We start from the raw sequence: 15542 nt of genomic DNA, 5'->3' as shown, positions 1-15542 counted from the left end.
TAATAAAATTAGGAGGAAATAAAATGGACCCTATGATAACAGGATTAGGTGTTGTTGCTCTCATGGGAGCTGCTGCAACCATTGCAGGGGCTGCAGAGGACTTAGAATCCGATGTAGGTTCAATGAGTAACCCAAACTCACAGGTTCAGTTAGCACCACAGATGGGACACCTACACAGGTTCTTCAACAAAGCTATTTCTGGTGAACCAGTACAGATGGGTGTACTTGCAGGTATTGCAGGTTCTGTAGCATTTGTCCTAATGGGCACAATAGGCTTACCAGTTATAATGTCAATAGCTGCAGGAGGATTTATAGCAGCTTTAGTACATGCCGCATATGCTACTACATCTTACTTAGGAAGGATTGTAAGTGAATCACAGTTCAACCAGCCAGTTTACCTTGATGTCATCACAAGTCATTTAGGACCAATAGCTGCCCACGGATTCATAACAACATTTTGTATAGTGGGAATGTCTTACATGATGACCTTGAACGTAGTAGGATTTAACCACCCGTTCCCATTACCACTCTTAGCAGTGCTGTGGGGTATAACAATAGGTGCTATAGGCTCATCCACAGGAGATGTTCACTACGGTGCAGAAAGGGAATACCAGACCTACCCATTCGGTGGAGGTATACCAGTGGCTATCCACGGTGACATAACAACCAAGGCAGAACTCGGTGCAAGGAACTCAATGGATGTTGTAAACTTCTGTGCTAAGTACGGAGGACCTCTAACAGGTTTCTGTTTCGGAGCAATTGTGTTCTTCAGTTTCTGGACAACCATTGTCTTCGGTGCAGCAGGTGGAGTAGTCGCAAGCATTGTAATAATCTTATTACTGATCATACTAAACAACAGAATAGAAGTCTTTGCAAGAACCAAATACGGACCCTACAAAGAATAGGAAATAAGGAGGTTTAAAGATGGACCCATTATTATTAATAGGCGCTATGACAGTTGGAGGCGTTCTCATCGGTGGAGGTGTACACTTCATACCAGTGGGTGGTGCTCCAGCAGCTATAGCAACGGCTACAGGTGTCGGAACCGGTACCGCAATGCTAGCAGCAGGTTCAGGTATGACTGGTCTCATAGCTGCAGCAGCAATGACAGGACAGCCACTATGGCTCATTCTTGCATCCGGTGCTGTAGGTTCAATGCTTATGATAGGTATAACCATGCTAATTGGTAACCTCATTTACGTATGGGGTGTTGGTTGTGTCCCTACATCAGCAAAAGTTGAAATCGACCCAATAACAAAATACGAACAGGAAAAATACATAACCCCAGGTACTGAAGGGCATGGAGTCCCAACAGTATGTTTTGTAAGTGGTATAATCGGAGGAGCTCTTGGTGGAATCGGTGGTGGACTGGTTTACTGGGCTTTAAACAGTGCATTAACCGCAGCAGGATTATCATACTCATCATTAGGTGCTGCCACAGTAGCAGGAATATTCGCTGTGGGTACGTTCTTTGTTAACGCAGTTGTAGCTTCCTACAACATAGGCGGTACAATTGAAGGATTCCACGACCCTAAATTCAAGAGACTCCCACGCGGAGTATTAGCATGCCTTCTAGCATCATTGGTTATAGGAATCTTTTCAGTTCTACTAATTAAAGGAGGTGTCTTCTAATGTCAGTAGGAGGAAGCGGTGCAGCTGAATCAGGTATCTCACCAACCAAGACATTAGCACTTGGAGTTGTAGGCGGACTTTTAGGAATTTACGCAACACCAATCAACCCAGTACTTGGACCCCTTTTTGCAGCACTTGGTGCAGTTTGTGCTATAGTATGGGGAGCTGACGCTATAAGGAGAGTTGCAAGCTACGGTTTAGGTACTGGTGTACCTTCGATAGGTTACATGTCCCTTTCCATAGGTATCATAGGTGCAGTAGCAGGTCTGGCAGGTGCTCTAATATCTGGAATACCAACAATACTCGGACCATTATTTGGATTCGTAATTGCAATGGTACTTGGAGCAATAGTTGCACTGATTGCTAAGAAAGTTATCAAGATGAAAATACCAATACTCGTAAGGTGCACAATAGAACTTTCAGGTGCAGCTGCACTGTCCATATTCGGATTTTCAGCAGCAATAGCTGGAAGTTACTCAATGTCCGCAATACTTGCATCAGTTATATCAACAGGATTCATAGGACTTCTGTTCATATTCAACACAATGGCAATACAGCACCCATTCAACGCATGTCTCGGACCAAACGAAAACCAGATAAGGACCCTAAAACTTGCATCAGCCACAGGATTCATGGCAATGGCAATAGTAGGATTACTTGGAATAGGAACATCCAGCGCATGGTGGGTAATATCCGTTATTGGTGCTATAGCATGGTTCATATCAATCAGAGCCTTTTTACAGGCATCAATGAATGAAGCTGCATCAGTTAAATGGACTGGTCTGTGGCCAAAAGAGGAAGAGCAGTAAGGAGGAAAAAGAATGGCAGAAATGTTACCTTTAATAAAAATAGCTCCTGAATCAAACTTAACTCTTGACCCTTCCACAGGTGTAGTTGGAACAGCATTAGGCAGAGACGTCGTAGTAGTATCAATGGACACTATAAATGAACAAATAGCTGAATTAGAGATTGCAGCAGATGATATTGAACACGCTCTCGATCCAACAACTGTGTCCCCAGGTGCTTACCCTGGAAGGGAAGGAGTTTACATGACAGCAGGTAAACTAACCAACATGGTTTATGGATTTGTATTAGGGCTTGTACTGCTGGTCGCCCTATTATTATAGGAGGTATATAGAATGGCTGATAAAAAATCACCCGCAGAAGGATGGCCTGTTGTAAACGGTGACTACGTGGTCGGAGACCCAGAAAGCCCTGTTGCAGCAGTTACACTGGCTTCTCACATTGAAGATGTACCAGCGGAAGCAGGAGCAGCAATAGCAGGACCATGCAAAACCGAAAACCTCGGAGTCGAGAAGGTTATAGCTAACATAATTTCCAACCCGAACATAAGGTTCCTAATACTCTGTGGAGCAGAGGTGCAGGGACACATCACCGGTCAGAGTATACAGGCGTTACACGAAAATGGTGTTGACCCAGAAAAAAGAAGCATCTTAGGTGCAACTGGAGCTATACCATACGTTGAAAACGTACCAGACGAAGGAATAGAAAGGTTCCAGCAGCAGCTGGAATTAGTGGACCTCATAGATGTTGAGGATCCTGCATCTATCCAGTCTAAAGTAAAAGAGTGCATAGAAAAAGATCCTGGTGCCTTTGAAGAAGAAGCAATGGTCATAGAGATCTCAGAGGAAGACGGTGAAGAGGAAGAAGGTGAAGAAGTTAAACCAGTAGCACCTGAAACAGCATTAATCGATGCAAGGATACGCAACATACAGACACAGGTCAAAATGATCGGTGCAAATCAGAGGATCTTTGCAGGTATGTACGCTGGAAAAGTTCAGGGACTTGTAATAGGTTTAGCATTCATCTTAACTCTTGGAACCATACTACTCTTGAAATAACGGGGGTTAAACATGTTAATATCAAACAAACCTAACGTTAAAGGAATTAAAAAAACTGTAGAAGATATAAGATACCGTACCCAGTTGATTGGTAGGGATCAGAGGCTGTTTGCAGGTTTAATAAACACAAGGGTCTATGGTATGGCCATAGGATTTGTATTTGCAATGCTTCTTGTAGGCTTACCAGTATTATGGGTCATGTTAAGGGGGGCATAAGTAATGGCAGATGATAAAAACGTTATACCTCGTGTCATCGTCCCTTCAGACGAGTTCAACAAAGCAAACGAGAGATTAGACGATGTTGAAGAAAAAGTTGAGTTCAACTACGGTGAAATCTCCCAGAGAATGGGTCAACAAATAGGCAGGGATATAGGAATCCTATACGGTATTATGATAGGTCTCATAATCCTGTTTATCGCATTCAAAGTTGTAAAAGTAGGAGCAATCCTATCCGCATTTGGTGGAGTCTAATTTAATAGGAGGATTACGTATGTTTAGATTTGACAAAGAACAAGTTGTTTTAGATATAGCTGGTGTTAAAGTCGGTGGACAGCCAGGTGAATATCCAACTGTTTTAGCAGGAACCATCTTTTACGGTGGACACAAAATCATTGAAGATGAAAAAGCAGGAATTTTCGATCAAGCAAAAGCAGAAGCTTTAATAAACAAAATGGAAGAAATGTCTGACGTTACAGGAAACCCTTGTTTAGTACAGGTTTTCGGAGCTACTCCTGAAGCTCTTGTTAAATACCTGGAATTTGTAGGTGACCTTACAGAAGCACCATTCCTTATAGACTCTACCTCCGGTGAGGCAAGGGTTGCAGGTGCAAACTACGCTACAGAAGCTGGTTTAGGTGACAGGGCTATATACAACTCCATAAACATGGCTGCAGATGCTGCTGAACTTGAAGCAGTTAAAGAGTCAGACCTCACAGCATCCATTGTTCTTGGATTCAACCCTATGGAACCAACAGTAGAGGGTAAAGTAAGTATATGGGAAGACGGTGGAAGCACACTCGACAAAGGTCTTATGCAAATGGCTGAAGAGTGTGGAATCGACAAACCTCTCATGGACACAGCAGTTACCCCACTCGGACAGGGTGCAGGTGTAGCAGTCAGAACCTCCTTTGTTGAGAAAAGCAAATGGGGATTCCCTGTTGGAAGTGGTATCCACAACGTGCCATCCGCATGGGACTGGCTCAGGGGCTACAAAAAAGAACACAAAGAAGCATGGCCTGTGTGTGACATAGGTTCCAACCTCGTCCAGCAGATGGCAGGTGGAGACTTCGTTCTCTTTGGACCTATAGAAAACGCAAAACTTGCTTTCCCAGCATGTGCAATGGCTGATATCTTCATAGCAGAAGCTGCCAAAGACATAGGCACAGAAGCAGTTGAAGAACACCCAATGTTCAAACTCTTATAACACTGCAAGTGTAGGAGTAAAGGTGATTGACGACGCAAGTCGTCATAACCTCTTTTCTATTTTTACTATTTTTCATGGCATTTGAACCATATTCTAAAACAATTTCAATTTTAAAGTAATTTCAACCTTATAATGGATGTCACGTTTGAAGAAGTTACTCCTTAGAAATGTTAATGTACTACAGAATACAATATTAACTGGATAAAGGGGGTGTCTTTGATTTTGCTCGTCTTCCTAATTCCCAATTTGGATATCCACGTAAGCATAATGCCCATAATGAGATATCAAATCAAAGATCCTTGTACCTATTCAAAGCTCCAGAAGCTGCTGCTTTTTTTATAGAATTTTGCAGTGCAGTTGTATCTGATATCAACCAGTTTTTATATTCATTAAAAGCATTTAAGTGATAATTTTCTGAAGGTTCGTCTGTTACACCTAAAGATTCATTCCTCGGAGATTCAGTGGAATTTCCTATTGCTGATGAAAGATATATGTCTGTAGTATACTTTTGAATTAATTCATCAACATCAAAATTGTAAGGACTTTTTCCTTCCTGCATTGATCTCAAAGTGTCTATTAAAACAGAATCAATACATTCAAGAACAGGTTTTAATATCTCTTCAACTGTAATTGCCATGTTTTCAGGTTCTTCCATTCTCTCCACCCTTTTGAATTGGGTTACGAGTGCTGTTAGATCTGCAGTAAGCGCATCCATGGAATCTGTGATTGATCGATAGGAAGAAATATCTGAATCTGCATCGTCAAAGGAATTCTTAACCTTTTTGATCCCGGCTTCAAGATTGTTACGTGAAATTTCCATGGATTTAAATACTGAAACTGCTTCCCCTTCCTTAGTAACGTTCTTTAGGCAGGGTAGTATAACCTTCTGGATGTAATCGCTTGTGGCACCCAGTCTGTTCTTGACTTCTCCAGGAACATCCACCTTCAAACGTGTTGGAAGAATAAGGTAACCCATACAAACTGCAATCAGAGAACCAATGAGAATATCCAGAGAACGTGCAAAACCTATCATTAGAACGTGGTTTGGGGCCTGGATAAAGATTATGCTCATGGTGCTTGCAATCAGGGTAATGGGGTAGCTCACATTCCAGTAAGCGATCATGGTAAGAAACATCATTCCACTCAGAATCCAGAGAACCCACGTCATTCCAGCATACGTTAAAAATCCACTGAGTGTTATGGCAACTGCAACGCCCAGAATTGTTGCAATTATTCTTAAAAACATTTTATTTTGGGTACTACCAATATCAGGTTGAAGAACAACAAGAATAGAAATTACAATCCACAGAGAACTCTGCAAACTAAAAAAATTAGCCACAACAAAACCAATTGCTACTGCAATGGCCAGCCTTAATCCATGACGAATCCACATGTTCTCAAGACTTAAATTAGATTTTAAACTTTTTAAAAAGGATTGCTGTGGCTTCAAATTTATTTCAGGAATTTTAAATGATTTTTTTCCATTTATAACATCAAAAGCATCTTCAAATATGTTCCAAATATTCAAGGCAGATTCATAGGCAGCTAGAACCTGCCCATACACTTTGTAATCGTCTTTTTCCTTCAAAATTCTCTTTAATTTAACTAAATCTCGGTTCAAAGATTCCATGCTCATTTCTGATCTTGAATCTTCATGGGATATGTAAGAAGCCATGTGACAGCTTAACTCATCGCTAGATTCCATGAAATCTTGGAATATATTTTGAGGTTCACCTGACATGTTTACCATTATCCTACGTCCGGATATGCGGGCAACGATCAAACGACGACCTATTTCGACCATACTTTCAAGTTTTGGATCACTACCTCCAACTAAAAAGCTTCTGGCGTATAAAATTGTTTTAAAGCTGGAATCTGGTAATATGCAGTTTGCCACAATTTTTCGGATTTTTTTCTTATTCTGAAGCAGCTTTGGAACTATCATCACAACAGAACTTATGATAGTCCCAGAAAAACCCCACAATGCCCAAGAGAGGGGCCCTGCTTGAGGTGTAACAACCACCATCACTCCCAAAACGTAACTCATTAATCCAAGGAATCCAAGGGCTCCAGGGATGCGTCCGAATATGTTGGAGTAAGCAGCAGTAAAAGCCCACAGAACGATTAATACTGTGGCAATGTAAAGGTTTATAAGACTTAAATAAGCTGTTAAAAAAGCTAAACCTATTATAAGTCCTGTTATAATGCTTAACTTGGCCAGAATTCTGATTGAAAGGTTTATACCAACTAACATGGATGCCATGAACGTAGATACTATGAAAGCCATTGTTGCAGTTTTCAAACCCAAAATCTGGGTTATGATAATCGCTAAAAACAGAGCTAAAAGAGTTTGCAATGCCATGTTCCACTGTGGTTTCAGATCGTTAGGTTGAAACAACCTCTCTAGACGAACTCTTAAATTGGTTCTTATCATTCAAGTCCCCTTCTTCAAACAAATTCCATTTAATTGGAGATATTGAAATAGAATAGTTGATGAAATATTTGATTGTAGGATACACTCTTAACTGCAACTATAATTTTATTTCCATTTTTATTAAAAAACAGTTTCTATTATTTTTTTAGATCTTTGCAGGATAAAACTATGATATTAAGTAGGGAATGTATCTAAAAGATGATCTTTGAGGGAAATAACTTTCCAGTTTTACTCCTTGAACTTTCAACCTCAAAAAAATTTTTTCACAAGATTTATATTACCCTTAAAATGAATTTATACCTTAGAAAGAGTTTGTATATTAATTTTTTTAGGGGGTATCTCGTTGTCTCGTCTTGCTAAACTACTTGGAATGGGTCCAAAACCCATAATGGCTAAAAGCACTTACACAAGAATTGAAGATATTAAATCAACATCTTACATGAAAAAAACAGCAGGTTCAGGTCTTCTCATGAAACCAGACACCTACTACGTGGTTGCATCGGTGGAACTTGGAAACACAACCACGAAATGCATACTAACGGCCACGAACCTCAGAACCAGCAGAACATATCTTCTTGATAAGACGGTTAAGATGACACGTGACATCCGCCCACCAAAGAAGGGAGAGAAGGTATTCGGTGAAACAGTCTGGAAGGTTGAGCTCACCAAGGAATCAGTATCTGAAATGGTCAAAAACACCATACTTGAATCCCTTGAAAAGGCCCATGTTGATATAGACAAGGATCTGGACTTCGTTGTTAGATCAACAGGTGTTACAGCAGGATTTGCCGCACCAGAAGAAGTTGGAGAACTCATAATAGCCCTAGCAAACGGATGTCTTGAAGCAGGGATACCTCCAAGGAAGATGTCTCCTGCAATGAGTAAGGAAAACTTCCCTGAACGCCTCCAGGACTACACATATATAGACCATGTGATGTTCGATGGTGCAGTTGTGAGTGTCCTGCCACCAACTGGAAGAGCTGTTGTGGCAAACGAGATGGAAGGTGAACTGGTTACAGCAGGAATAAAGCTTGCTGCAAAATGGACTGAGATTGACTTCAGGGATCCATGTGTATCCATGGACTTCGGAACAACACTTGCAGGTCGTATCACAAACAGCCATGAACCATACTCAAGGACAGTGGGCAACTTCTGCGGACTTGCAGGAGCAATATCAGATTCAATAATCCGAGGAACAGAAAAGGTGGATAAAAGGGGAGGTGCAGCACTTGACCTCTACAAGAAGGGCATAGTTAAGGGTGCAGATTGGAAGGCCGCCAAAAAATATGCTGAAGAGGCCCATGAACACGTTGACATAAGGAAGGTGCCTGAAGGTCGTGAAAGATTTGGAACGGTACCTGTGGATCCCAAAGCTGCCTACTCTGCAGGAACAACCCTTATAGGATGTGACGTTGGGAAAAACGGTGATGAAATACCAGATCTTACCAGGATGGGCCACGAGATATACGAAACCTCAGGAATACACACCATGTTTGCAACCCTTGACCATGTAAGTGCAATGGTGGTTAAAAGACTCATAGAAGAAGCCTTTGAGGAGGGAGTTGTTGAAGAAGGCTCCGTACTTGGAATCACTGGAAGGGCAGGAATCACAGGTAAAAAACCCGAACTCATCCTTGAGTACTCTAAAAAATATTTCGAAGATGTTATATTCGTTTCTGATGCCCTTGCAATGGGATCTGCCATGATGGCACGATGTATGAACTCAATAGGAACTCCAAAGGTCCCTGTAGGTGGAAGACATGGAGGGCCATGCATACTGGGTCAGAGAAGGAAGCTTCAGAAGAAATAGTTTCAGGTGGGTTTAGAAAGGATATTTTAGGAGTTATTTCACTTTAATTTTTGTTTTATCCCCTAATTTCCATTTCAATTCCCTTATTTTTTCAATTTTTAATTTAAAAAACTTAATTTAAAAAACAGTTCAATACTTTTTTTATTCATTTAATTTTTATCTGACTTTTAAAGGAGTTAATCCCCTAAAAATTATGTTTTAGGCTTAATATCTTAAAATTTTATTTTCAATTGTTTTAATTCAATTAAGCTGTTCCATTGAATAATGGCCTTGAATATAGTTTTAAATAACTTTTAAAGAAAAAAATAGATTTTAAAAATTCCAAAAGATCTCAATCAAATTAAAAATTAAAAAGGTGGAAAGGAATGTTTAAGAGAATTACATCTCCATTAACCTGTGTATCCTATCTTCCATTGGTGGATGGGTTGAGAAAAGCTTGACGAAGCTGCTGCCCCTTCCTCCGAATGGGTTTGCTATGAACATGTGGGCTGTTGATGGATTGGCATCCATGGGGTGTGCATTTATTCCCATCTCCAGTTTTCTGAGTGCATTTGCAAGTGCCCATGGTTTGCCTGAAATTCTGGCTCCACCTTCATCTGCCTTGAACTCCCTTGACCTGCTTATTGCAAGTTGGATCAGCATTGCAGCGATTGGTGCGAATATGATCATGAGGATCAGTCCAACGATTCCACCAGCGTCATCTCCATCCCCGAAGAATGCAAAGAACTGGGCGAAGTTAGCTATCCAGGCAATTGCACCAGCCACAGTTGCTACAACCGCACTTATGAGAATATCCCTGTGTTTGACGTGGCTGAGTTCGTGGGATATCACACCTTCAAGCTCATCCCTATCTAGAAGGTTCAAAATGCCTGTTGTAACAGCAACAACAGCATTACTGGGGCTTCTACCTGTTGCAAATGCGTTAGGTGTTGCAGTTTCAATGATTGCAATCCTTGGTTTTGGTATTCCAGCGTTCATTGAAAGTTCAGAAACTATCTGGTGAAGAACAGGGGCCTCTGCCTCTGAAACTTCCTTTGCCCTGTACATCCTCAACACGATCCTGTCTGAGAAGAAGTAGGATGTGAAGTTCATCACTGCAGATACCAAAACGGCTATAAGTGCCCCGAATTGTGCCATTCCAAATAGTGATCCTATGAAGTATCCTATACCCACGAGGATCAGGGTAAGCACCGTGAGCAGAAAAACTGTCTTTAGATTTTCAAACATTAAATATCACCACGTGATTTTTTCAGTTTTAAAATGTTGTTTAGGTTCAATTCAATAAAAAATTTCAAAAAAAATTTCTTTTTAAACATAATCCTTTGAATACCCTCTTTAGTATTTACTTTAAGGAATCTTATATTATGGAAGGAGTTATATAAACCTTGGCATTAGAGTAACTTCAACACAGAAAAATTGATGATGCAAGGATCCTGCAGATCCTTTAAGACTTTGCATAAATCATGGGGGAACTAAATTGATAACAGCTTTGATAATGGCCGGTGGAAAAGGCAGTAGAATGGAACTTGAAGGTGAAAAACCACTCATAAAAGTTTCAGGAAAACCAATGATTCAATACGTGATCGAAGCTGCACGAAACTCCAAAAAACTGGACAGGATCATTGTTGCAACCAGTCCAAACACACCAGAAACCTCTAAATTTGTTCATAAAATGGGTGTTGAGGTTTTCAAAACACCTGGAGATGGTTACGTTGAGGACCTTGTATTTTTCATATCAAAAACTCATCCTGAAGATGAATCTGAGGTTATAGTTACACTATCATCGGATTTACCCTTTATTAATGGTGAAACCATTGATGAAGTACTCGTGGAGTATGAACGATCTGGTAAACCTGCAATGTGTGTTGCAGTCCCACTTAAGATTTTCAGGGACAATGGTCTAAAACCCAGTATAATAATGGGAGATGTGGTTCCATCGGGATTAAATATATTAAGAAGTACCGACAAGCAACAAGATGAGGAAGTTCTTATATTGGGGAAGGTTGAGTTGGCCTTAAATATTAATAGCTGTAGTGACATAACAGTTTCAGAGAAACTTTTAAAGCAAACTCATAGATGAAAACTTGCAGGTGATAGTATGGTTGTTGAAGAGAGGAAACTCATAAAAGGGGAAGAGAAGGTATGGAGTGAAATCAGGGGTTACCAGGTTGCAACGAACAATGCAAGGATACTTGGAGATCTTGAAGAACTCTTAATAAACGGTAAAACCGGTAAAATAACTGATGTTGTCATAAAAGTGGAAAAAGGTCGTAATGTCAACGTTAAAGGTGCAAAGAAAAAAGGAGATAATCTTTTAGTGCCTTTTGGTAAGGTTGAGAAGGTAGGAGAGTTCATAATAATATCTGAATAAACCTCACCTTACTTTTTCGGATAATATCATCAAATACCATCCAGATAGAAATTCATCCAGATAATTTATGAAATGAAGTTATCTCTCTTTTTTAATGCTTTTATTAATAAACTATAGGATAACCAGATACAATAACTCATAACACTTCTTTTAAAAGTTTTAAATCTTATTTTATGAAAATCAGAAAAAGAAAAACTGATGAAAGAAATATTGCAATGTTTATAAGATCATTCTAAACTTAAAAACACATTAAAAAGGTATTTTTAAATTTATTCTGAGATCCAGGGACATTATTTATAGAATGGATGTTTCAATGAATCTTTTTTAGCCAGTATCTCATCTATTGGCGGTTCATCAACAAAAGCGCGTTTGATTGCAAGTTTTGTTGCTTCGTAGTTGTACTGGTATATCTTGTCGGGATCCTCTGCTTGTGGATGGATGAAAACTCCACATAAGATACAGATGTCCTCAACCATTTCCTTCATAATTGTTCCATCTTCCACACAGTCTGAAACTGCCATTGCAACGGCTTTCTGGGCTGGGCCGAATATCCTGGTTGCATCGTCAAGATCCTTTATACTGACCTTTGGAAGGAGCATGGTCACTGGCTTGCACATGAGGTTCGGTGCAACAACAGCAAAAAGTGGTGTGTGTCTTTCCACTTGATTAACAAGTGCATTTGCAAATGCCTGGCCTATTGGACCTTCTTTGTCTCCTATTAACAGATCTATATGTGCAACTTCGTTTCCATCCCCAACAAGGGCTTCACCATTTATATACATTTCAAAACACCTCTATTTTTTCATTTAATCTTTTCAAATCATTTTTTTATGTTCCAAGTCTTTGAATATCATGTAAACGAATTATAATATCCAGTGAAATTAATGCATAGATCTAAAAAATTCTAAAAAAAGAAAAAAAATCGAATGAAAAAGTTATGGTAATCAGTTGAATCTGTTTTTAATTTGATTCACCATGATTACTCAGTTGCTGATTTAATATCTGCTTCACTTCTTACATTCCCTTCACACTAAGGTCTATCATCTTCTTGGTTTCAGATGCAAGTTCCGGTGGCAGACCAGTTATGTCCATGCTCAAGAATCCCCTGACAATCATGGAAGCTGCTTCTTCTTCAGTTAAACCTCTAGACATTAGATATAAAACTTCTTCTTCAGCTATTTTACCAACAGCTGCTTCGTGAGAAAGTTCCATGTCTGTTGCAGCACCTTCAAGCTCTGGAACTGAGTAAATCATTGAATCATCTGATAAAACCAGTCCCATGCACTCTAAATGGCCTTTAACATCAGGAGATCTTCCTGCAAGATGTCCCCTTGTGTATATTTGGGACTCATCATTGGAAACTGCACGGGTAACCATCTCAGCACTTGAATTTTTACCTGTCAAGATGGCCCTGGACCCCTGATCAAGTACAGAATCTTTCTTACCACTGAGTATGGACTGGAAGAGTACCTTTGAGTTTTCTCCCTGGCAATAAGCTGTTGGATAAGCTTGTATGGTTCGAACTGGACTTGTTAATATGTAATTTGAGATGTAGGTTGAGTCATCGCCCATGATGATACCTGTACGTGGTCTGACCTCCACCTGCTCTGCCCAGTTGTGCACCATTGTGAAGGTGATCTTAGCTCCCTTCTTGAGGTAGAACTCTGAAACACCAACGTGCATTGCAGACAGAACATCTGAACCTGTTGAACATCCTGTTATGATGTGCAGCTCTGAATTTTCCTCGGCTATGATGATGTTGTGGGCAGTTTGTGCAACGTTCTCATCACCTATGAACATGCAAGCCTGGATTGGGAACACTTCCTTGGATCCAGGTAACGACCTGATGAAGTATCCACTTGTTTCTCCAAGTGCTGTTTGTGCTGTGTATTTGTCTGTATCAACCTGCACAGCCTTCCACATGTAATCCTGGAGCCAGTCGTACTTGTCAAGGGCCTGTTTCATTCCCATGAGTTCAACTGATTCAGACTGACAGTTCGTGCAGACGTTGGACTGATCCATCTGGAGGAATGAACCACTTCTTCCCTCACCTGATGGTTCAACACCAACCTTCAGAAGGGTTTCCTGGGCCTTCTTTGGAAGGTCTTCAAGGGAGTCAATTTCTTCGTGTTCCTCTGGATTTTCCATCTCAAATTCTTCGATGTTCACGTCTTCTCCAAGGGCAGCTTTCTTCTTCTTAGCCTTCTCTGCACGTTCTAATGTGTTTCGCAACATTTCACACACCCTTTAAATCCTTCTTTCCTTATGTCATCAAGTATCTCGTTTGGGTCTCCTGAACATGCTATTCTACCATCCATGAGAACGTGTGCCCTGTTGGCACCAACGAAGTTCAGAATGTAACCAAGGTGAGTTATCAAAAGACCTGATTTCTGTCGAAGACCAGGTTTCTTATCCTTATCAAGTAGAGTGTTTATCTCACTTGCAAGAAGCTCCACGTTTTCGATGTCCACACCTGAGTCTGGTTCATCGAACATTATGAAGTCTGGTTTCTGTGCAAGAAGCTGAAGTATCTCTGATCTTTTAACTTCTCCACCTGAAAATCCAAGGTTCACGTCACGTTCAAGGAATTTCTCATCGAATTTGAGTGTTCTTGCAAGGGTCATTGTTTCGGGATCCAGTTCATCTTCATCTGCCTCAATTCCATGTTTACGGCTTTCAAGTCTTAAGAGGTCTTTGAGTCTGACACCCCTTATTGCAGGAGGGTTCTGGAAGCTCACACCAACACCGAGCTCAACACGTTCGGTTGTTGTGAGGTTGGTTATGTCTTCCCCCTTGAAAATGATCTCACCTCGCGTCACGTTGTACTTAGGAAATCCAAGGATGCTCATGAACAGAGTACTTTTACCGGTTCCGTTTGGTCCTAAAAGGACGTGGGTTTCTCCTTTCTCGATATACAAATCTATATCTTTTAAAATTTCTTTTCCATTAACTTCAACCGCTAGATCGGTTATTTCAAGCAGCAGTTCCACCACCACCATTTTTGTTTAACTTGGAGTGTTTTTTTTAAAAGAATCAAATATGGAATTTAAAAACACTGAAAGTGCAAGGATCTATGTTTTTATTTAGATAAATAATTTGAGTTAAATCATTCAGTTTTAGATTTGATCTGTATTATACATGGATTGACTAACTTTGTGGTTTTCAGTGGTGGTAACGCCCAACAAACCCAACAAATTATTTATATATGGTCTATGAACTTCGTGTTAAATGAGCTATAAACTGGATCTTTATGAAAATTGTTAATACTCATAATAATTCCCATAATTCTTTCATGTTACTAATACTTAAAATGGATTTAAAACGTTAAAAAATATTGAAATGGGATTTAAAAATAATTTTAAATGAAATTAATGAGGTATATGGATGTGGGTTGATTTTAGTGCTTCTAAATATGTGTATTAAAAATAAGGACATTGGTATTCTAATATATAAATTTTTCGACTTTGTTTTATAAGTAACCTTTATAATAACTCTTTTTATATTCATATACTGTACATTGATGGTACAACAATATTGGTACATTGATAGTACATCAATAAATCGAGGAGGAAACTCTATGGCTGAGGATGATGTAAAAATCGTTATGTTTTGTTGTAACTGGTGCTCCTACGGAGGAGCAGACACTGCTGGTACTGCAAGGATGCAATATCCTCCAAATATTCGAGTAATCAGAGTTATGTGCTCTGGACGAATAGAACCACAGTTTGTTTTTAAAGCATTTAAAGAAGGAGCAGATGGTGTTTTAGTAGCAGGATGCCACATGGGTGACTGTCACTACGACGCAGGAAACTACAAGTTAGACAGAAGAATGAGATTGATCTACAAACTCGCAGATGACCTTGGAATCGGAAGGGAAAGAATACACCACGACTGGATTTCAGCATCTGAAGGAGAAAAATTCGCAAAAACCGTTACAATGATGGTAAACCGCATAAAGGGACTTGGAAAGTCCCCACTGAAGGAACAGTTAGCGGCTGAAGCATAAAACG

At 40.0% G+C, this 15542-nt stretch carries 17 protein-coding genes; 12 read left to right on the top strand and 5 right to left on the bottom strand.

Annotated features, from left to right (window positions below; all coding sequences use genetic code 11):
• Window positions 1–23 precede the first annotated feature (23 nt).
• The 8 genes from mtrE to mtrH are packed head-to-tail and all read left to right on the top strand — an operon-like array spanning window position 24 to window position 4917.
• Window positions 24–905, top strand: a complete 882-nt coding sequence (gene mtrE / locus MCBB_RS09770) for a tetrahydromethanopterin S-methyltransferase subunit E (RefSeq protein WP_071907584.1) — start codon at window positions 24–26, stop codon at window positions 903–905.
• A gap of 19 nt (window positions 906–924) precedes the next feature.
• Window positions 925–1632 (top strand): tetrahydromethanopterin S-methyltransferase subunit D, encoded by a 708-nt coding sequence (gene mtrD / locus MCBB_RS09765; protein ID WP_071907583.1) that lies wholly within the window; start codon window positions 925–927, stop codon window positions 1630–1632.
• Window positions 1632–2441, top strand: a complete 810-nt coding sequence (gene mtrC / locus MCBB_RS09760; protein WP_071907582.1) for a tetrahydromethanopterin S-methyltransferase subunit MtrC — start codon at window positions 1632–1634, stop codon at window positions 2439–2441. The genes mtrD and mtrC overlap by 1 nt, the downstream gene beginning before the upstream one ends.
• Window positions 2442–2453: 12 nt before the next feature.
• A complete protein-coding gene (gene mtrB / locus MCBB_RS09755) occupies window positions 2454–2759 on the top strand; it encodes a tetrahydromethanopterin S-methyltransferase subunit MtrB (RefSeq protein ID WP_071907581.1) in 306 nt (101 codons plus the stop codon).
• A gap of 12 nt (window positions 2760–2771) precedes the next feature.
• Window positions 2772–3494 carry a tetrahydromethanopterin S-methyltransferase subunit A gene (mtrA, locus tag MCBB_RS09750; protein WP_071907580.1) on the top strand — a complete coding sequence of 241 codons (723 nt, stop codon included), beginning with the start codon at window positions 2772–2774 and terminating at the stop codon, window positions 3492–3494.
• A gap of 12 nt (window positions 3495–3506) precedes the next feature.
• Entirely contained in the window at window positions 3507–3710 is a 204-nt protein-coding gene (gene mtrF, locus MCBB_RS09745) for a tetrahydromethanopterin S-methyltransferase subunit F (RefSeq protein WP_071907579.1), read from the top strand.
• 3 nt (window positions 3711–3713) lie between these two features.
• Window positions 3714–3965: a tetrahydromethanopterin S-methyltransferase subunit MtrG gene (mtrG, locus tag MCBB_RS09740; RefSeq protein WP_071907578.1), complete on the top strand. Its 252-nt coding sequence runs from the start codon at window positions 3714–3716 to the stop codon at window positions 3963–3965.
• Window positions 3966–3984: 19 nt separating this feature from the next.
• On the top strand, window positions 3985–4917 hold the full coding sequence (gene mtrH, locus MCBB_RS09735; RefSeq protein ID WP_071907577.1) for a tetrahydromethanopterin S-methyltransferase subunit H: 933 nt from the start codon (window positions 3985–3987) through the stop codon (window positions 4915–4917).
• Window positions 4918–5206: 289 nt separating this feature from the next.
• Here mtrH and MCBB_RS09730 read toward each other — a convergent pair whose 3' ends face one another.
• Window positions 5207–7351: an FUSC family protein gene (locus MCBB_RS09730; RefSeq protein WP_084789946.1), complete on the bottom strand. Its 2145-nt coding sequence runs from the start codon at window positions 7349–7351 to the stop codon at window positions 5207–5209.
• 343 nt (window positions 7352–7694) lie between these two features.
• Between MCBB_RS09730 and MCBB_RS09725 the strand changes: the two genes are divergently transcribed.
• Window positions 7695–9161, top strand: coding sequence for a methanogenesis marker 14 protein (locus tag MCBB_RS09725; RefSeq protein WP_071907575.1), 1467 nt, complete (start codon window positions 7695–7697; stop codon window positions 9159–9161).
• A 378-nt stretch (window positions 9162–9539) separates the two neighbouring features.
• On the opposite strand, the gene MCBB_RS09720 is transcribed toward MCBB_RS09725, so the two are convergent.
• A complete protein-coding gene (locus MCBB_RS09720; protein WP_071907574.1) occupies window positions 9540–10388 on the bottom strand; it encodes a zinc metalloprotease HtpX in 849 nt (282 codons plus the stop codon).
• Window positions 10389–10638: 250 nt separating this feature from the next.
• Between MCBB_RS09720 and MCBB_RS09715 the strand changes: the two genes are divergently transcribed.
• Together MCBB_RS09715 and MCBB_RS09710 are read left to right on the top strand one after the other, a co-directional pair.
• A complete protein-coding gene (locus MCBB_RS09715) occupies window positions 10639–11241 on the top strand; it encodes an NTP transferase domain-containing protein (RefSeq protein WP_071907573.1) in 603 nt (200 codons plus the stop codon).
• Between the two features lie 18 nt (window positions 11242–11259).
• Window positions 11260–11532, top strand: a complete 273-nt coding sequence (locus MCBB_RS09710) for a PRC-barrel domain-containing protein (protein ID WP_071907572.1) — start codon at window positions 11260–11262, stop codon at window positions 11530–11532.
• 290 nt (window positions 11533–11822) lie between these two features.
• On the opposite strand, the gene fae is transcribed toward MCBB_RS09710, so the two are convergent.
• The 3 genes from fae to sufC form a co-directional block, all read right to left on the bottom strand.
• Window positions 11823–12314, bottom strand: coding sequence for a formaldehyde-activating enzyme (gene fae / locus MCBB_RS09705; RefSeq protein WP_071907571.1), 492 nt, complete (start codon window positions 12312–12314; stop codon window positions 11823–11825).
• Window positions 12315–12546: 232 nt separating this feature from the next.
• Window positions 12547–13767: a SufB/SufD family protein gene (locus MCBB_RS09700; RefSeq protein WP_071907570.1), complete on the bottom strand. Its 1221-nt coding sequence runs from the start codon at window positions 13765–13767 to the stop codon at window positions 12547–12549.
• A complete protein-coding gene (sufC, locus tag MCBB_RS09695) occupies window positions 13749–14516 on the bottom strand; it encodes a Fe-S cluster assembly ATPase SufC (RefSeq protein ID WP_071908074.1) in 768 nt (255 codons plus the stop codon). The genes MCBB_RS09700 and sufC overlap by 19 nt, the downstream gene beginning before the upstream one ends.
• A 593-nt stretch (window positions 14517–15109) precedes the next feature.
• Here sufC and MCBB_RS09690 point away from each other — a divergent pair.
• Complete coding sequence (locus MCBB_RS09690; RefSeq protein ID WP_071907569.1) at window positions 15110–15538, top strand: hydrogenase iron-sulfur subunit; 429 nt, start codon at window positions 15110–15112, stop codon at window positions 15536–15538.
• Window positions 15539–15542 lie beyond the last annotated feature (4 nt).

Source organism: Methanobacterium congolense, from assembly GCF_900095295.1.
GTDB classification, from domain to species: domain Archaea; phylum Methanobacteriota; class Methanobacteria; order Methanobacteriales; family Methanobacteriaceae; genus Methanobacterium_C; species Methanobacterium_C congolense.
This window is presented reverse-complemented; position numbering and strand designations above follow the sequence as displayed.